Source organism: Cupriavidus agavae (assembly GCF_004217045.1).
Taxonomy (GTDB): Bacteria; Pseudomonadota; Gammaproteobacteria; order Burkholderiales; family Burkholderiaceae; genus Cupriavidus; species Cupriavidus agavae.
The window spans coordinates 2,315,946-2,333,311 of record NZ_SGXM01000001.1; the positions used below are offsets into that span (position 1 = coordinate 2,315,946).

The 17,366-nt window shown below is 64.6% G+C and carries 13 protein-coding genes and 2 tRNA genes; 9 read left to right on the top strand and 6 right to left on the bottom strand.

Translation table 11 applies throughout. The features are described 5' to 3' along the window. Positions 1-3 precede the first annotated feature (3 nt). Positions 4-477 carry a recombination regulator RecX gene (recX, locus tag EV147_RS10485; protein WP_130391009.1) on the bottom strand — a complete coding sequence of 158 codons (474 nt, stop codon included), beginning with the start codon at positions 475-477 and terminating at the stop codon, positions 4-6. A gap of 97 nt (positions 478-574) precedes the next feature. Then, on the bottom strand, positions 575-1,633 hold the full coding sequence (gene recA, locus EV147_RS10490; RefSeq protein ID WP_130391010.1) for a recombinase RecA: 1,059 nt from the start codon (positions 1,631-1,633) through the stop codon (positions 575-577). 267 nt (positions 1,634-1,900) lie between these two features. On the opposite strand from recA, the gene EV147_RS10495 reads away from it, so the two are divergent. From EV147_RS10495 to EV147_RS25930, 8 genes are all read left to right on the top strand, one after another. After that, a complete protein-coding gene (locus tag EV147_RS10495; RefSeq protein ID WP_130391011.1) occupies positions 1,901-2,590 on the top strand; it encodes a response regulator in 690 nt (229 codons plus the stop codon). A gap of 21 nt (positions 2,591-2,611) precedes the next feature. Beyond that, positions 2,612-4,180 (top strand): sensor histidine kinase, encoded by a 1,569-nt coding sequence (locus tag EV147_RS10500; RefSeq protein ID WP_130391012.1) that lies wholly within the window; start codon positions 2,612-2,614, stop codon positions 4,178-4,180. Beyond that, complete coding sequence (locus EV147_RS10505; protein ID WP_130391013.1) at positions 4,177-4,536, top strand: DUF4212 domain-containing protein; 360 nt, start codon at positions 4,177-4,179, stop codon at positions 4,534-4,536. Before EV147_RS10500 ends, EV147_RS10505 begins: the two co-directional genes overlap by 4 nt. A 312-nt stretch (positions 4,537-4,848) precedes the next feature. After that, positions 4,849-6,540: an MFS transporter gene (locus EV147_RS10510; protein WP_130391014.1), complete on the top strand. Its 1,692-nt coding sequence runs from the start codon at positions 4,849-4,851 to the stop codon at positions 6,538-6,540. Between the two features lie 203 nt (positions 6,541-6,743). After that, positions 6,744-6,820 (top strand) — tRNA-Met (locus tag EV147_RS10515). 163 nt (positions 6,821-6,983) lie between these two features. Next, positions 6,984-7,985 (top strand): AAA family ATPase, encoded by a 1,002-nt coding sequence (locus EV147_RS10520; protein WP_130391015.1) that lies wholly within the window; start codon positions 6,984-6,986, stop codon positions 7,983-7,985. Positions 7,986-8,006: 21 nt separating this feature from the next. Then, positions 8,007-10,541: a S8 family peptidase gene (locus EV147_RS10525; protein WP_130391016.1), complete on the top strand. Its 2,535-nt coding sequence runs from the start codon at positions 8,007-8,009 to the stop codon at positions 10,539-10,541. A gap of 175 nt (positions 10,542-10,716) precedes the next feature. Next, positions 10,717-10,829 (top strand) — tRNA-Met (locus EV147_RS25930). A gap of 550 nt (positions 10,830-11,379) precedes the next feature. On the opposite strand, the gene panP is transcribed toward EV147_RS25930, so the two are convergent. Both panP and EV147_RS10540 read right to left on the bottom strand, forming a co-directional pair. Next, positions 11,380-13,041, bottom strand: a complete 1,662-nt coding sequence (gene panP / locus EV147_RS10535) for a pyridoxal-dependent aspartate 1-decarboxylase PanP (RefSeq protein ID WP_130391017.1) — start codon at positions 13,039-13,041, stop codon at positions 11,380-11,382. A 101-nt stretch (positions 13,042-13,142) separates the two neighbouring features. Further along, positions 13,143-13,763 (bottom strand): response regulator transcription factor, encoded by a 621-nt coding sequence (locus tag EV147_RS10540; RefSeq protein WP_130391018.1) that lies wholly within the window; start codon positions 13,761-13,763, stop codon positions 13,143-13,145. Positions 13,764-14,085: 322 nt separating this feature from the next. Here EV147_RS10540 and EV147_RS10545 point away from each other — a divergent pair, with 322 nt between their 5' ends. Next, on the top strand, positions 14,086-14,526 hold the full coding sequence (locus tag EV147_RS10545; protein WP_130391019.1) for a universal stress protein: 441 nt from the start codon (positions 14,086-14,088) through the stop codon (positions 14,524-14,526). A 15-nt stretch (positions 14,527-14,541) separates the two neighbouring features. Here the strand turns inward: EV147_RS10545 and EV147_RS10550 are convergent, their stop codons facing one another. Then, positions 14,542-15,582, bottom strand: a complete 1,041-nt coding sequence (locus EV147_RS10550) for a serine/threonine protein kinase (protein ID WP_130391020.1) — start codon at positions 15,580-15,582, stop codon at positions 14,542-14,544. 9 nt (positions 15,583-15,591) lie between these two features. Next, positions 15,592-17,205 (bottom strand): DEAD/DEAH box helicase, encoded by a 1,614-nt coding sequence (locus EV147_RS10555; protein WP_130391021.1) that lies wholly within the window; start codon positions 17,203-17,205, stop codon positions 15,592-15,594. Positions 17,206-17,366 lie beyond the last annotated feature (161 nt).

Genomic DNA, 17,366 nt, shown 5'->3' on the forward strand with positions numbered 1-17,366 from the left:
TGCCTACTCGTCGGCGCCGTCGAATTCGCCCTCGTCCTCGGCGCCTTTGAGTATCCGGCCAACGACCGAGCGCGAAAACCCGCGCGCCATCATGAAACGGATCTGCTTCGCGCGGGCCTCGGGGGTGTCCGGCGGACTGCCGAAGCGTTTGCGCCAGACCTCCGTGGCGCGTTCCAGTTCGGTGTCGCGCAACCGGTCCTGCAGGTCGCGCAGTTGCTCGCCGCCAAGTTGGTGGGTCTTCGCTTCCTGCATGACGCGGGCCGCGCCATAGCGGCTGGCCCGCCGGTGCACGAGGCTATCGACGAAACGGTCATTGGACAGCCAGTTCTCGCGCTCCAGCGCATCGAGCAGCGTCTCCACCTGCTCGGCCGATTCCGCGTGCGGCGCCAGCTTGCGCGCCAGTTCGGCACGGCTGTGCTCGCGGCGCGAGAGATAGCCGACGGCGCGGGCCTTCAGGGAGAGCGGGGGGCGGGGCATGGCGAAAATACGAGGCAGGCGATCAGAAACAAAAAAGCCGCCGCACGATCATGCGACGGCTTTTTCTACCGGGTCAGGTTTGCAAGGCCGGGACGGCTCAGCCTTCCACCTCGGCCGGCGCCGTGGCGCCGTTGGTCAGCGCCACGCCCAGCGCGGCACGGACCTTGTTCTCGATCTCGTTGGCGATGTCGGGATTCTCGCGCAGGTATTCGCGCGCGTTGTCCTTGCCCTGGCCAATCTTCTCGCCGTTGTAGCTGTACCAGGCGCCCGACTTCTCGACGATCTTGGCGTCCACGCCCAGGTCGATGATTTCACCCTGGCGCGAAATGCCCTGGCCATACAGGATGTCGAAGAACGCTTCGCGGAACGGCGGCGAAACCTTGTTCTTGACCACCTTGACCTTGGTTTCGTTGCCGATGACCTCGTCGCCCTTCTTGATCGAGCCGATACGGCGGATGTCCAGGCGCACCGAGGCGTAGAACTTCAGCGCATTACCGCCGGTCGTCGTTTCAGGTGAACCAAACATCACACCGATCTTCATGCGGATCTGGTTGATGAAGATCACCAGGCAGTTGGTGCGCTTGATGGTGCCGGTCAGCTTGCGCAGCGCCTGGCTCATCAGGCGGGCCTGCAGGCCGGGCAGCGAGTCGCCCATTTCGCCCTCGATTTCGGCCTTCGGCACCAGTGCGGCCACCGAGTCGATCACGATCAGGTCGATCGAGCCCGAGCGCACCAGCGCGTCGGTGATTTCCAGCGCCTGCTCGCCGGTATCCGGCTGCGAGATCAGCAGGTTGCCGACGTCCACGCCGAGCTTGCCCGCGTACTGGACGTCCAGCGCATGTTCCGCGTCGATGAACGCGCAGGTGCCGCCAAGCTTCTGCATCTCGGCCACGACCTGCAGCGTCAGCGTGGTCTTGCCCGACGATTCCGGGCCGTAGATCTCGACCACCCGGCCGCGCGGCAGGCCGCCGACGCCGAGCGCGATGTCCAGGCCCAGCGAGCCGGTGGACACCACCTGGATGTCCTGTTCGACGTCGCCGTCGCCCAGGCGCATGATCGAGCCCTTGCCGAACTGCTTCTCGATCTGGGAGAGCGCGGCGGCAAGCGCCTTCTGCTTCTCAGCGCTCACGCCGGCGCCGGCCTTCTTGTCGTCCATGGTCGTCCTTCAGTTCAATGGGTAGCAATTGGTGTATAAATAGGCCGCATGCGGCGCGGCGCCTGATTTTCAAGACTTTTCCGATTGTTTTCGGAGGATTTCGAAGTTTTCGGCGCCCTGCCCGGCCCTGCGCGAGTCCCTTTCGGCCACCTGCGCGGAATGTCGGGTACTGTATAAAAAAACAGTATGCTTGGCAAGCCCCACCGGTACCGCAGCCGGCGGCCGGCGATGCCAGGCCATAAAAGCTGCACAAGGGTGGAGACAACCATGCGGATTCTGATCGCCGAAGATGACGATGTACTGGCCGATGGCCTGACGCGGTCGCTACGCCAGTCTGGCTATGCGGTGGACCACGTCGCCAATGGCGTGGAGGCGGATTCGGCACTTTCCACGCAGAATTTCGACCTGCTGATCCTCGATCTGGGCCTGCCCCGCATGCCCGGCCTCGAAGTGCTCAAGCGCCTGCGCACGCGCGGCGCCATGCTGCCGGTACTGATCCTGACCGCCGCCGATGGCGTGGACGAGCGCGTCAAGGGGCTCGATCTGGGCGCCGACGACTACATGGCCAAGCCGTTCGCGCTTTCCGAACTGGAGGCGCGCGTGCGCGCCCTGGTGCGGCGCGGCGCCGGCGGCGGGGCCACGCTGATGCGCCACGGGCCGCTGGCGTTCGACCAGGTAGGCCGCATCGCCTATCTCAACGACCAGATGCTCGATCTCTCGGCGCGCGAGATCGGCCTGCTGGAGATCCTGCTCACGCGCAGCGGCCGGCTGGTGTCGAAGGAGCAACTGGTGGATCACCTCTGCGAATGGGGCGAGGAAGTCAGCAACAACGCGATCGAAGTCTACGTGCACCGGCTGCGCAAGAAGATCGAGGTGGGCGGCATCCGCATTGCCACCGTGCGCGGGCTGGGCTACTGCCTCGAAAAATTCCAGCCGGCGCTGGCCGCGCATGGCTGACGGGGCCGGCGCCTTGCGTCCATGAGCCTCCTGCGACTGCCCTGGCGGCGCCAGCCAGCCGCCGCGCGCGCGTCGGACACGGCCCGCCCCACGCTGGCCGACGCCGCCGCCGATGACGCGGCGCTGGCCGATGCCCTGCCCCACCTCGAAGAAACCTCGGCGCATCCCGCGCCGCGCTCGCTGTTCGGCGAGATCCTCGACTGGATGCTGGCGCCGTTGCTGCTGCTCTGGCCGATGAGCATCGCGGTCACGTACCTGGTGGCGAAATCGATCGCCAACGGCCCGTTCGACCGCGCGCTGGAATCGAGCGCCATCGTGCTGTCGCAGCAGGTGCGCGAGGTGAACGGCCGCGTGACGCTGCAACTGCCGCTCTCGGCGCGCGAGATCCTGCGCGCCGACGAGACCGACAACGTCTATTACCAGGTGGTGGGCCGGCGCGGCGAGTACGTGGCCGGCGACCACGACCTGCCGCTGCCGCCCGAGGACGAACAGGGCCACGCGGGGCTGGTGTCGCTGCGCGACGACCGCGTGGGCGGCAACGACGTGCGCGTGGCCTATACCTATGTCGACCTCAAGAACGTGGGCGGCCCGCAGCACGTGCTGATCCAGGTGGCCGAGACGCTCGACAAGCGCGCCCGGCTGGCCAACGAGATCATCAAGGGCGTGATCCTGCCCCAGTTCGTGATCCTGCCGCTGGCCGTGGTGCTGGTCTGGTTCGGCCTGTCGCGCGGGCTGGCGCCGCTGACCGCCATCCAGCAACGCATCCGCGCCCGCAATCCCGGCGACACGAGCCCCATCGACGAGCGCGCCGCGCCGCAGGAAATCACGCCGCTGGTGGCGTCATTCAACGGCCTGCTGGCGCAGCTCGACCAGTCGGTGCAGACACAGAAGCGCTTCATCGCCGATGCCGCGCACCAGATGAAGACGCCGCTGGCGGGGCTGCGCATGCAGGCCGAGCTGGCGCAGCGCGAGCAGTCGCCCGAGGAGTTGCGCCGCTCGCTGGCGCAGATCGCCGGCAGTTCGGAGCGCACGGCGCACCTGGTCACGCAGTTGCTGTCGCTGGCGCGCATGGAGAACCTGGCCGGCGCGGGCGGCATGGTGCCGCTGGACCTCTCCGCGCTGGCGCGCGACGTGGTCAAGGACTGGCTGCCGCAGGCGTGGTCGCGCCGCATCGACCTCGGTCTGGAGGCCGACGACCACCCGGTGCTGATCACCGGCAACCGGCTGATGCTGACCGAGATGCTGAACAACCTGCTCGACAACGCCATCCGCTACACGCCGTCCGGCGGCCACGCCACGGTGCGCGTGGCCAGCGACGCGTTCGAGCCGTTCGCCTATCTCGATGTGGAAGACACCGGCCCCGGCATTGCCCCGGCCGAGAGAGAACGCGTGATGGAGCGCTTCTACCGCGTGCTGGGCACCAACACCGATGGCAGCGGCCTGGGGCTGGCCATCGTGCGCGAGATCGTGCAGCAGCACGGCGGCGAGGTGAAGATCGACGACCACGTCTACCAGCAGTCGCCGCGGCTGGCGGGGGCGCGGCTGCGCATCACGCTGCGCCGCACGCCCACGGAAGACACCCCGGCATGAGACGGCCGCCACGTGACCGGATGACGCCGCTGGAGCGGCGCGCATGGCGCCACAACGTGCGCTGGATCGGCGCGCTGGTGGCCGTGTGGTTCGTGATGACGTTCGGCGTGAGCTGGTTCGCACGCGAGCTGCGCTTCGACTTCCTGGGCTGGCCGTTCTCGTACTGGATGGGCGCCCAGGGCGCGCTGATCCTCTATGTACTGATGGCCGCGCTGTACGCCTGGCGCATGAACCGGGCCGACGACGAACTGCACGAGCGCGAGCGGATCGGGGCCGAGGCCCATCCCGCCGCGCCGGCAACACCGTCCCCGCCGGTTCCTGACACGTCCGGCGCCGGCGCGCGGCCCGTGCCGTAGGGGTTTTCGCCAACCGCGCCACGCGATGCTGCGCAGCAAGAGGGCCCGCCGCCGCGCTGCGGGGCGCCCCGCGCGCCGATCCACGGCATACCGCCCCGCGCCGCAGCAAAACCGCCGGCCTGCACCGCGCGGCGCCCGAGTAGCGTATACCCCGACGCTTTCGGCGACGTTTGCCGAAGTTCTGTCAGAACGCAGTAAGTTTCGCCTCCCACAATCCTTCCAACTTTGGTGAACAGGCCGGCACGCGCTCATGCACGGACCTGGCGCCGGGGACCATTTCGACGGAACGACGTCAAACGGAGGAGATAACAAATGGCAAACGCGCAAAACGTGGGGACGGTCCCGTCCGCCAGCAATGCGCCGATGACGAAGGAAGAACGCAAGGTCATTCTGGCGTCTTCCCTCGGCACGGTGTTCGAGTGGTACGACTTCTATCTGTACGGTTCGCTGGCGGCCATCATCGCCAAGCAGTTCTTCGCGGGGCTGGACCCGACCTCGGCCTTCATCTTCGCGCTGCTGGCGTTTGCCGCGGGCTTCATCGTGCGGCCATTCGGCGCGCTGGTGTTCGGCCGCCTCGGCGACATGATCGGCCGCAAGTACACCTTCCTGGTCACCATCCTGATCATGGGCGTGTCGACGTTCATTGTCGGCCTGCTGCCCGGCTACGCCACCATCGGCTGGGCCGCCCCGATCATCCTGATCCTGCTGCGCATGCTGCAGGGCCTGGCGCTCGGCGGCGAGTACGGCGGTGCCGCCACCTACGTGGCCGAGCACGCACCGCACGGCAAGCGCGGCGCCTACACGGCGTGGATCCAGACCACGGCCACGATGGGCCTGTTCCTGTCGCTGATCGTGATCCTGCTGTGCCGCGAACTGACCGGCCCGGCGTTCGACGTCTGGGGCTGGCGCATCCCGTTCCTGCTCTCGATCCTGCTGCTGGCCATGTCGGTGTACATCCGCCTGTCCATGAGCGAATCGCCGGCCTTCCAGAAGATGAAGGCCGAGGGCAAGACCTCGAAGGCGCCGCTGTCCGAGGCATTCGGCCAATGGCGCAACCTGAAGATCGTGATCCTGGCGCTGGTGGGCCTGACCGCCGGCCAGGCCGTGGTCTGGTACACGGGCCAGTTCTACGCGCTGTTCTTCCTGACGCAGGTGCTCAAGGTGGATGCCAAGACGGCCAACCTGCTGATCGCCGGCGCCCTGGTGATCGGCACGCCGTTCTTCATCTTCTTCGGCTCGCTGTCGGACAAGGTTGGCCGCAAGTGGATCATCATGCTGGGCTGCGCGCTGGCCGTGCTGACCTACTTCCCGCTGTTCAAGGCGCTGACGCACTACGCCAACCCGGCGCTGGAACGTGCCCAGCAGTCGGCCCAGATCGTGGTGACGGCTGACCCGAAGACCTGCTCGTTCCAGGGTAGCCCGATTGCCCGCGAGATCGACTTCCGCAGCTCGTGCGACATCGTCAAGCGCACGCTGGCCCAGGCATCGGCCAGCTACGAGGTGATCGAAGCGCCGGCCGGTACGGTGGCCTCGGTCAAGATCGGCGACAAGGAGATCAAGGCGTTCGACGCCAACGTGACCGGCGGTGCCTTCGACGACGCCAGCAAGAAGCAGATCGCCGACTTCAAGAAGGCAGTCAGCGGCGAGATGACCTCGCACGGCTACCCGACCAAGGCGGACCCGGCCCAGATGAACACGATCATGGTGCTGGTGATCCTGGTCATCCTGGTGATCTACGTCACGATGGTGTACGGGCCAATCGCGGCCATGCTGGTGGAAATGTTCCCGACCCGCATCCGCTACTCGTCGATGTCCCTGCCGTACCACATCGGCAACGGCTGGTTCGGCGGCCTGCTCCCGACCATCTCGTTCGCGCTGGTGGCCCAGAACGGCAACATCTACTACGGCCTCTGGTACCCGATCGTGATCGCCGCGATCACCTTCGTGATCGGCGCGCTGTTCGTGCGCGAGACCAAGGACGTGGACATCTACGCGAACGACTGAATGTCCCACGGCTCAAAGCCTTATCGGAGGGACCGGTAACCCTCGCTCAGGATGGCTGGCCAACCGGCCAGCCGCTCCTTCCAGGCAGACCCTCGGGTCTGCCATTTTTTTTGGCAGCCGGCCGGCCCCTGCCGAAGCTTGCAGAAAGTTGTCACAAAGGTGTTGACAGCCCGCGATCCACAGGTATAATTGCGGTCTTCGTTGGCGAATTAGCTCAGTCGGTTAGAGCGACGGAATCATAATCCGCAGGTCCGGGGTTCGAATCCCTGATTCGCCACCAGTATTTCCAAGGGGTTAGCGCAAGCTAACCCCTTTTTGCTTTGGGCGGCTGTCAACGAAGTGTCAACGGCCGCCAACGGTAGCGCCTGACGTGGTGCTCCCTCCCTCGCTCCTATATGGCCGCCTCGGGAGTTCCGGTAGACTTAGTTTGTTAGGGGGAAACCATGGCAGCCGCAGACTCGCTGAAGGCTTTGTTGCACTCGCATGTTCGTGGAGACGACGAGCAGTTCTACTCCATAGCCATGCAACTTGCAGCGAGCCAAGCTCGCCAAGGTCACGCGAAGCTAGCGCAAGAACTGTTGAGTCTTGTAGAGGAAGGCAAGGAGCGGTCAAAGCAAGACACGCCACATGGTGTTGGCCGAGCTATTCCCCTGCGCCGCCCTAAAGGCGAACTCGGCACAATTCTGACAGCTGAATACCCGCGAACCCGAATGGGTGACCTTGTGATCGAAAGCAGCGTTCGCGAAAAGCTCGCTCGCACTGTTCAGGAACAACGAAATCATTCAAAGCTTGCGCGATATGGATTGACGCCACGACGCAAGCTTTTGCTTGTTGGCCCGCCGGGTACGGGCAAAACGATGACCGCCTCGGTTTTGGCAGCAGAGTTGGGCATACCGTTGTTTTCGGTACGTCTTGACGGCCTTATCACCAAGTTCATGGGCGAAACTGCAGCCAAGCTGCGACAAGTCTTTGATGCGGCAGCTCAAGTACGCGGCGTTTACTTCTTTGATGAGTTCGACGCCATAGGATCCCAACGTGGGCTGAGCAACGACGTCGGTGAAATTAGGCGCGTGCTCAACAGCTTTCTGCAGTTGCTTGATCTGGATCATTCGAGCAGCCTGTTTGTTGCTGCAACCAATCATCCCGAGATTTTAGACTACGCACTGTTCCGTCGTTTCGATGACGTGCTGGAGTATTCGTTACCGAGTTCGGATCAAGCAGTGGCGATGCTCAAACATCGGCTCGCCTCGTTCAAAGCCCCCAGGATTCAGTGGGCAAAATTGGCTGATATGGCGCAAGGATTGAGCCATGCGGACATTGCCAAGGCCGCAGAGGATGCCATCAAGGACGCATTGATAAACGACCGTTCTGCTCCGGCGGAGAAGGACCTCGCCAGAACGATCTTGGAACGCAAGGCCTCACGTGCAAGGCTGCGAACAAGTTAGCACACACCCTCCAAGTTAGCGATGGCACAAGAAAATCAAGAAGGTCGGTCGCATATTTTTCTCTCGGGCTTCGTTTCATCGGGCCCATATCAACGCCCTCCCCGGGCTGTTACGCCGCCTGAGCGCCCAGAGATTAATCGTGCAATCCACGGGGCAGGTCTTGTCGCTTCCATACTAGGCCTACAGGCTGATGCGACTACCGCCAATGAAGAGCAAGTAGCGGCTGGCTTGCCCGGACGAGGCGGCATCATTATCGAGTTTCGGAGTTTTGGCGACGATTTGCATCTACCGGGACTGGAAGATGCGAGGCAGGGCATTGAAGTCTTGAACGTACGTCATGGTCATGACGGCAATCGCTCGTACACATTGGCTACCGTTTTTGTTCCGCACGGTCGCCTGACGAGCTTTGAGGAGCATTTTCGTCAGTATGCGGAAGACCCTCTGCAACCCGGCAGAAGCAATCCAAGATACCGAGACCTTTCCGAGAGCATTGCAGCTATCCGGCGAGCTGCCTTTGATGCGCTTTGGAACGACCCCGTGGAGTTGCTACCTGCCGACCCCGACCTGAGAGTTTGGTGGGAGGTATGGTTGCCTGTGCGAAATAATGCCGACGGAGTCTTGCAACGGTTTCGCATCGCAGCCATGGCTATCGGCGCCGAGCTTGGTAGGGATGTACAGCTGTTTCCGGAGCGCATGGTTACGCTGCTCAAGGCATCCAAGACACAGTTGAGCGAGCACTTGCCGCTTCTCGACACAATTGCCGAATTGCGTAAGCCTAAATCCACTGCCGAGTTCTTCACCAATCTCACGCCCGTAGAACAGTGGGAGTGGGTGGATCATCTTAAAGGGCGTTCTGAGCTGAGCGAAAACTACAACGCAGTAGTGTGTCTCATCGACACAGGCCTGAACGATGGGCACCCATTGATTGAACATACCGTTCGCCCGGGTGGCACGTATGCAGTTGACCCTGACTGGCACACCGGTGACGAGCACGGTCATGGTACTGAGTTGGCCGGCCTTGCTATCTACGGTGACCTCAGCCGACTACTCGACTCTAACGATCCTGTTCGCATTGAACACAGACTAGAATCCGTAAAGCTCCTGAGGCAACCCGGCGACAACGACGATCCACGGCTGTATGGGCATCTCACGGGACAAGCCGTGGCTCGACCCGAGGTCGATCTACCGCATGTAAATCGAGTCTTTAGCCTAGCAGTGACCACCGGTGACGACCATGATAGAGGTCGCCCTTCATCCTGGTCGGCTGCGATCGATAGGCTCGCTTTCAATCCCGTCGACGAGGGGGCAAAACGCCTAATAGTTGTTTGCGCAGGAAACGTTGACGACGGCGACGCTTGGAAAGAGTACCCCCAATCCAATCAGCGACGACATATTCATGATCCGGGTCAGGCTTGGAACGTGTTGACGGTCGGCGCGTACACGGCAAAGGCATTGGTGGCTGAAGGCTTTGACGAAAGCTACTCACCAATTGCGCCCGCCGGAGGACTAAGCCCGTTTAGTACCACTGGCATAGGCTGGAACTCTATGCACCCTCTCAAACCTGACGTCGTCATGGAGGGCGGGAACGTTTTGATAACCGATATGTACGCAGAACCTTACGTCGAAGCCAATGACAAGCTGATGCTGCTATCGTGTGCCCACGGAGTTGCCGATCGACTGTTCAGCGCAACGGGTATGACTAGCGCGGCGACGGCCCTTTGCGCGCGCTTCGCCGCTCAGTTGATGGCGAAGTATCCCGACGCTTGGCCAGAGACGGTACGGGCGCTTGTTGTTCATTCGGCCGAGTGGACCGAAGAAATGAAAAGCCAATTTCTAGGGCCACGCGCTAACAAAGCAGATCATGCGCGATTGGTGCAACATGTTGGTATGGGCGTCCCCAACCTCGAACGTGCGCTAGAAAGTTATAGCAATTCTCTTGTCCTGATTGCGCAAGAATCGATCCAACCATATCGCCGGGATGCTACGGCGTCCCCGCCGCGAGCAAATGAGGTCCACTACCACGAGCTTCCGTGGCCCAAGGAATCTCTTGAACAACTGCACAGCGATGTTCGGCTCAAGGTTACGCTGTCATACTTCATTGAGCCGAATCCGGGAGTCAACGAGAGAGGGTACGCAAGCAGGTATTCATACGAGTCCTTCGGGCTTCGCTTTGATGTCAAACGTGGGAATGAAACCGTAGAATCGTTCGCTCGCCGAATTAGCGCGCTCGCTGACGCGTCTCCGGACGTCCCCGATTTGGAGACTTCCGACCCCGATTGGCGTTTCGGGCAAAGGCGTAATTCCGGCTCTATCCATACTGACGTATGGGAGGGATCCGCCGCGGAACTGGCAGCACGCGGAGTGATCGCTGTTTTCCCTGCGTCGGGCTGGTGGAAAACCCGTACCGGCCAGAGGAAATGGGACTCAGTTGCGCGTTATTCACTCGTGGTGTCGATACACGCCCCAGACGTCGACACCGACCTCTATGCCGAGATTGTTACCCTCATCGAGGCACAAGCAGCGGCGACAAGTGTTGAAGCCCACGTTGCCAACTAGTCTTCACGCAACGGCAAGATTTAGACCCGCGAGCGGATTTAGCTGCCGTGCTTCGATTAGATGGTCAGGCGCCAGATGCGCATAGCGCACTGTCATCGTCAGGCTCTGTCCATGCAAGCTATGCGCTTCGCTAACGACGAAGTGTCAACAGCACTGCGGCCTATAGCTGTCCAATGGAGGATTCGGCAACGGCGGCAGCCCTATAGCAGGACATTGCTGTCCAAAGACGTCCTCCGTCACGGAATCATAATCCGCAGGTCCGGGGTTCGAATCCCTGATTCGCCACCATCTATTAGAAAAGCCGCAGTCCCCCACGGGATTGCGGCTTTTTGCTTTGGGGCGGCGAAATGAAAATTTCGCAGAGGGTGGGTTCGTAAAACAACGATGGCTGTCTCGCGGAGGCGCCCCCACGCCGGGTAAAGGCAAGGGCAGCAAGAAGAAGAAATAGAAAAGGAAACGCCCCCTGCGATGAGGGGGCGTTCAGAATTAACGCGGGGATCTCTTGGGTATTCCACTCCTGGTGGAACCTCAGCACGTCGAGTCTTGCATCGAGGCGCCGCCGAGGCGGCTCTTAGCTTTCGAAACCGGACACCCCGCAAAGCTAAGTCTTTCCGATCCTGATCGAACTACCGGAGCATCGGGCCATTGCCGGCTATAGACACATGGCCATCAGCGGACATTGGACTTGGTGCAACAGACGGATTATAGCCACCGGTCAGCGGGGTCGCAGCGCAATGCCGTGGTTGACCCCAGCATGCTCCGACATAAAGTGCGAAAAAAGTCACCTTAATAAGCCGCCCTGCCCCACGCTGAGACATTCGAGCAAGAAAACCGCCGTTTACTTGCTCGAATGTCTCATCACCGCCGCCAGCTTCCCGCTTTTCCCCGCCAGTTCCCGTTGTTCCGCCAACACGGCCTGCAGGATCTCGTGGGTGGTGTCGGGGTTGGCCAGGACCACGCGGAACACCGCGATGGCGCGGCCGGCCCATTGCGATGACGTCAGTTGCGTGCGGGAGACGAACGAGCGGCCGGCCTCGCGCTGCATTTCCTGGATGTCGATCGTGAGCGCGTCGAGCGCCTGCTGGAGCTGTTCGCGCCGTTCGGGCGGGGTCGCGGGCGAGGCCAGCGCGGCGCGGGCGGCCTCGGGCACGTAGCGGTAGGTCAGGATGCAGAGCTGCGGGCGGCTGTCGAGCTCGAAATCGGGCTGCTGCTCGATCAGCCCGGCGAAGTAGCGGGCGTTGTCGATGCCGGTTTCGATCAGCGTGGCCAGTCCGCGCCGGCCCAGCAGGTGCAGGTTGGCGTAGAGCATGACGGCGGCGGCGCCCCGCGAGCCTTCGAGCGTATGGCGGCCCAGGTCGACCGAGCCCTTGCGGACGATGTAGTTGGCGTGCTGGATGATGTCCTGCGTCCAGGCGGGATCGCGGAACAGCACCATGCCGGCGCCCATCGGCACGTAGAACTGCTTGTGGGCGTCGATGACGACCGAATCGGCGCGCTCGATGCCGGCGAACCGGCCCCGCTCGCGCGCCGACAGCAGCGTGGCACCCCCCCAGGCGGCGTCCACGTGGAAGTGGCAATCGAACGCCTCGGCCACGTCGGCGATGGCGTCGAGCGGATCGACGGCGCCCGTCTCGGTCGAGCCGGCGATGCCGACGATTGCCAGCGGGCGGATATTGCGTTGCTGCAGGTCGTGCAGGGTGCCGCGCAGCAGGTCGACGCGCATGCGGCCATCGGCGTCCACGCCGACCGGCACGAGGTTGTCGCGCCCGATGCCGAGCACGTCGGCGGCCTTGCGCAGCGAGTAGTGGCCCCGCTCCGATACGACGATGGCAAGCCCGTCATACCCGTAGTGCCGCAGCGCGGCCACCAGCCCGGCGCTGTGCAGGCCGGCAAACCCGTCGCGGGCGCGCAGCAGGTTGTTGCGGCTGGCCCAGAGCGCGGCGAGGTTGGCCGTGGTGCCGCCCGCGCAGAAGGCGCCTAGCGAATGTTCGGGATCGTGCAGCCACTGCGCGTAGAACGCGTCGCCGCATCCGTAGACCAGCCTGTGCAGCATGCCCACGACCTGCCGCTCCAGCCCGGTCAGTGCGCCCGAGGTTTCGAGCTTCACCACGTTCTGGTTCAGCGCGGCCACGATCTTGGCCAGCGCCGGCATGAACGAAGGCAGCGACGAGGTCATGTGGCCGATGAAGGTCGGCGAGGCTACCGGCATGACGTGCCGGAACACGTCATGGAGCAGATGGTCCGCATGCACCTGCGGCGCCGTGGGGTGCTCAGGCAGGTCCACCGAGGCAAACTGCGCCTCGCGCGTGGCGCACGCGCCGGCCGGCTCGAAATCTGCGCTGGCGAAGAACCCGGCAGGATGCTCCGCGATACGCCGTTCGAGGTCCTCGAACGCGCCGCGGTCCGTGTCGAACCAGTGCAGCGGGCAGCCTTCGTCCGTGCGCGTGTCGTGCCCGGCCGTGCCGCGAGCGTCCTGCAATGTCTCCGCCTTCGCCTTCATTTGCCTCACCCGGTCATGCCGGCGCCGCTGAAGCCGGCGCCGGTCGGACTGGGGATTATGCCGGATTCGGCGGATTGGCCGGAAGCCCCGCCCGGCGCGGGTCAGCAGGCCAGCTGGTGGCGCCGCGCGAACTCGGCGAGATCGATCAGCGAGTTGAAGCCGAGCTTGGTCATGATGCTGGTCTTGTGCGAGCTGACGGTCTTGTTGCTGATGCCGAGCACGTCCGAGATCGCCTTGTTCGACTGCCCCACCGCCAGGAAGCGCAGCACGGTCAGCTCGCGCCGGCTCAGCAACGTGCGCGGATCGGCCGGGTTGGTGGCGGCGCGGCGGATGGTGGGCAGCGACGACAGCGGGAAGGCCGCGTAACCGCCCATCACCGCGCGCACCGCGTCGCCCAGGTTCTCCAGGCCGCCGCCCTTGTCCACATAGCCATGGGCACCGCTGAGCAACGCGCGCTCGGCCGCCTGCGGCAGCGCGGAGAGCACCAGCACCCGCGTCAGCGGGTAGTTCGACACCACCTCTTCGAGCACGGCGTCGCCGGGCAGGTCTTCGAGCTGGAGGTCGAGCACGACCAGATCGGCTTCGCGCTCGCGCAGCGCTTCCAGCGCCGCGGCGCCGCCGTTGGCGAACCGGACTTCGTCGAAACCGGTCTGGTCCTTCAGTACAGCCAGCGCGCAGCGGCGGATGGCGGGATGGGAATCGATGACAAGAGCATTGGGCATGGCAGTTCTCCGAGTGAACGAACAAGCCGCAGCTTAATTTTTCCTTTGGCGGGAGGGATGGGGAAACGTCCGGAAGTTACGAGCGAAAACTCCGATCATTCCTACGGAAATTTCAGACGTTGTGGAGTTGTGTCGTGCGGCGCGCTTTCTTGGGTGGCAAAGCTCGATTGCTGACCACAAAGCGAGCAACATGACAATCGTGAAAACATTAAATATTCGCCGCGGAATTGATCTAAGTTACGGTGTAAGCACCCCTCGCGTGCCATGATGGTTTTTGCGGCGCCCCGAGGCGCCCGCCGTTTGCAAACAAGGAGATTGCGCCATGACCCAGATCGTTCTCGCCACCGACGGCTCCCCGTTCAGCGATGCCGCCGCGCGTTTTGTCGCCGAAGGCCGGCTGCTGCAGCCCGGCTACACCGTGCATGTCGTGCACGTGACGCCCGATGTCACGGGCGGGGTGCGCGCATTCGTGAACAAGGAAACCATCGACGCCTGGCACAACGAAGAAAGCGGCAAGGCCATGAACTCGGTCTGCACCATCCTGGAGGCGGCCGGCGTGCCGTTCGAGCGCCACGCGCTGCATGGCTTTGCGCCGGAGAAGATCATGGGCTTCGCCAGGTCGATCCAGGCCGACGCCATCGTGATGGGCACCCACGGGCGCGGCTCGTTCTTCGACGCCGTGCTGGGCTCGGTGGCCGGGCGCGTGCTGTCCCAGGCCGACTGCCCGGTGATCATGGTCAAGGCGGAGAAATCGGCCGGCTGACACCGGCCTGCGGGGCTAGGCCGTCGCCCAGAGCGGCGGCTCGTCCATCAGCGCGATCTGTTCGCGCAGTTCAAGAATGCGGTCCTGCCAGTAGCGCGCGGTGCCGAACCACGGGAACGCCGCCGGGAACGCCGGATCGCGCCAGCGGCTGGCCAGCCAGGCGCTGTAGTGCAGCAGCCGCAGCGTGCGCAGGGCTTCCACGAGCCACAGTTCGCGCGTATCGAATTCCGCAAAATCCTCGTAGCCCGCCACGATGTCGGCCAACTGGTCCTGCATCGCGGCGCGGTCGCCTTCGAGCAGCATCCAGAGATCCTGCACGGCGGGCCCCATGCGGCTGTCATCGAAATCCACGAAATGCGGGCCCGGCGCGCCACGTCCGCGTGCATCGGCCTCGTCGATCCACAGCACGTTGCCGCGATGGCAGTCGCCATGCAGCCGCAGCAGGCGCACCGCGCCGGCGCGCTCGTAGCAGCGGCGTACCGCGTCAAGGGCCAGATCCACCGCCGCGCGCCACGGGGCGAGCAGTTCCGCGGGAATGCAGTCGTGGGAGAGCAGGTAGTCGCGCGGGGCCACGCCGAACGTGTCGGGATCGATGGCCGGGCGCGACTGGTACGGCGCGGCGGCACCCACGGCGTGGATGCGGCCGATGAAGCGGCCCAGCCATTCGCGCGTCTCGCGCTGGTCGAGGGCCGGTTCGCGGCCGCCGCAGCGCGGGAACACGGCAAAGCGGAAGCCGGCGTGCGTCAGCAGCGTGCCGGCGGCCCCGCCCAGCGCGGGCACGGCGGGAATTTCCGCGTCGGCCAGCTGCTGCACGAAGGCGTGCTCTTCCAGGATGGCCGCGTCGCTCCACCGGCCGGGCCGGTAGAACTTGGCGATGACCGGCGCGGCATCCTCGATGCCCACCTGCCAGACGCGGTTCTCGTAGCTGTTCAGCGCGAGCAGCCGGCCGTCGGGCAGATACCCCGCCGATTCGAGCGCATCGAGGATGCACTCGGGAGTGAGGCCCGCGTACGGGACCTCGTCATCGGGCTGGGGCGCCGTGCCGGAGTCGAGCATGGTGCCGCGTCAGGGCGCCGGCTTGCGGCTGCCGCCGAGCAGCGCGGCCTGCGGGGCCGGGCGACGGTTGCGCGCGGGCGGCGCGGCAACGTCCTGGGCCGGGCGAGCCTGCTGCGGACGGGCCTGTTGCGGGCGAGCCTGTTGCGGACGCGGGGCGTTGGACTTGGCATTGGCGGCGCCATTGCCGTTGCCGTTGCCATTGCGGGCGCCTTGGCCACCCTGGGCGCCATTGCGGGCGCCGTTGCCGTTGCGGCCCTCGCCACGCGCGGGCTGGGCCGACTGGCCCGCCTGCGCCGGACGCGGCTGGCGCGGCGTTTCCTGGCGCTGGCCCTGCGGACGCGGGCGGCGCTCGCCACCGTTGCCCCCGCTCCCACCATTGCCGGCGGCACCCTGGCGCGGCGCGCCCCGGCCCTGCCCCTGGCCGCCGCCGCGTTGCTGGCGGCCCTTCTGGATCGGCTCGGCGGCGATGCTCGGGTCCACTTCGAAGCCCGGCAGCACCACCTGTTCGATCTGGCGCTTGATCAGACGCTCGATATCGCGCAGCAGGACGTGCTCATCCACGCAGACCAGCGAGATCGCCTCGCCCTCGGCGCCCGCGCGGCCGGTGCGGCCGATGCGGTGCACGTAGTCCTCGGGCACGTTGGGCAGGTCGAAGTTGACCACGTGCGGCAACTGGTCGATGTCGATGCCCCGTGCGGCGATGTCGGTGGCCACCAGCAGGCGCAGCGTGCCGGCCTTGAACTCGGTCAGCGCACGCGTGCGGGCCGACTGGCTCTTGTTGCCGTGGATCGCCAGCGCGGACAGGCCGTCCTTGGTCAGCTGCTCGGCCAGCCGGTTGGCGCCGTGCTTGGTGCGCGTGAAGACCAGCACCTGGTGCCAGTCGTGCTGGCTGACCAGATGCGCCAGCAGCTCGCGCTTGCGGTCGCGGTCCACCGGGTAGACGCGTTGCTCCACGGTTTCGGCGGTGGTATTGCGGCGCGCCACCTCGATCGAGGCGGGGTTGTTCAGCAGGCGGTCGGCCAGCGCGCGGATATCGTCGGAGAACGTGGCCGAGAACAGCAGGTTCTGCCGCTTGGGCGGCAGCACGTTCAGCACCTTGCGGATATCGTGGATGAAGCCCATGTCGAGCATGCGGTCGGCTTCATCGAGCACCAGCAGTTCCACATGGCTCAGGTCGATGGTCTTCTGCGACACGTGGTCGAGCAGACGGCCCGGCGTGGCCACCACGATATCGACGCCGCGCTTCAGGGCCTCGATCTGCGGATTGATGCCGACGCCGCCGAACATCACCATCGAGCGCAGCTTCAGGTATTTGCCGTAGTTGCGGACGCTCTCTTCCACCTGCGCGGCGAGTTCGCGCGTCGGGGTCAGCACCAGCGCGCGCACAACCGGGCGGCCGCCGCGCGGCGCCGGGTTCCTGGCGGCCGAATCGGACAGCAGTTGCAGCAGCGGCAGCGTGAAGCCCGCGGTCTTGCCGGTGCCGGTCTGCGCACCGGCGAGGAGGTCGCCGCCCTTGAGGATTGCGGGAATGGCTTGCGCCTGGATCGGGGTCGGCGTGGTGTAGCCCTGTTCGGCCACGGCACGCACCAGCTTGTCGGACAAGCCGAGTTCGGAAAAAGACATGAAAGGACGCTTCGGCCACCCGTCGCGCAAGGGAAGTGCGCCAATCGTGGGGTGGCTCGGGTAGAAAACCGTACCTGAGGGTCAGGGCCGGCGGGACGGGTCGATTGCCCCCGGTTCCCGGGCTAGGAAAGGCCCGTAGTGTACCAGTGTGTGGAAACGGC

Coding starts and splice junctions, on each gene's coding strand:
- recX (WP_130391009.1), bottom strand. CDS start 477: ATGCCCCGCCCCCCGCTCTCCCTGAAGGCCCGCGCCGTCGGCTATCTC.
- recA (WP_130391010.1), bottom strand. CDS start 1,633: ATGGACGACAAGAAGGCCGGCGCCGGCGTGAGCGCTGAGAAGCAGAAG.
- EV147_RS10495 (WP_130391011.1), top strand. CDS start 1,901: ATGCGGATTCTGATCGCCGAAGATGACGATGTACTGGCCGATGGCCTG.
- EV147_RS10500 (WP_130391012.1), top strand. CDS start 2,612: ATGAGCCTCCTGCGACTGCCCTGGCGGCGCCAGCCAGCCGCCGCGCGC.
- EV147_RS10505 (WP_130391013.1), top strand. CDS start 4,177: ATGAGACGGCCGCCACGTGACCGGATGACGCCGCTGGAGCGGCGCGCA.
- EV147_RS10510 (WP_130391014.1), top strand. CDS start 4,849: ATGGCAAACGCGCAAAACGTGGGGACGGTCCCGTCCGCCAGCAATGCG.
- EV147_RS10520 (WP_130391015.1), top strand. CDS start 6,984: ATGGCAGCCGCAGACTCGCTGAAGGCTTTGTTGCACTCGCATGTTCGT.
- EV147_RS10525 (WP_130391016.1), top strand. CDS start 8,007: ATGGCACAAGAAAATCAAGAAGGTCGGTCGCATATTTTTCTCTCGGGC.
- panP (WP_130391017.1), bottom strand. CDS start 13,041: ATGAAGGCGAAGGCGGAGACATTGCAGGACGCTCGCGGCACGGCCGGG.
- EV147_RS10540 (WP_130391018.1), bottom strand. CDS start 13,763: ATGCCCAATGCTCTTGTCATCGATTCCCATCCCGCCATCCGCCGCTGC.
- EV147_RS10545 (WP_130391019.1), top strand. CDS start 14,086: ATGACCCAGATCGTTCTCGCCACCGACGGCTCCCCGTTCAGCGATGCC.
- EV147_RS10550 (WP_130391020.1), bottom strand. CDS start 15,582: ATGCTCGACTCCGGCACGGCGCCCCAGCCCGATGACGAGGTCCCGTAC.
- EV147_RS10555 (WP_130391021.1), bottom strand. CDS start 17,205: ATGTCTTTTTCCGAACTCGGCTTGTCCGACAAGCTGGTGCGTGCCGTG.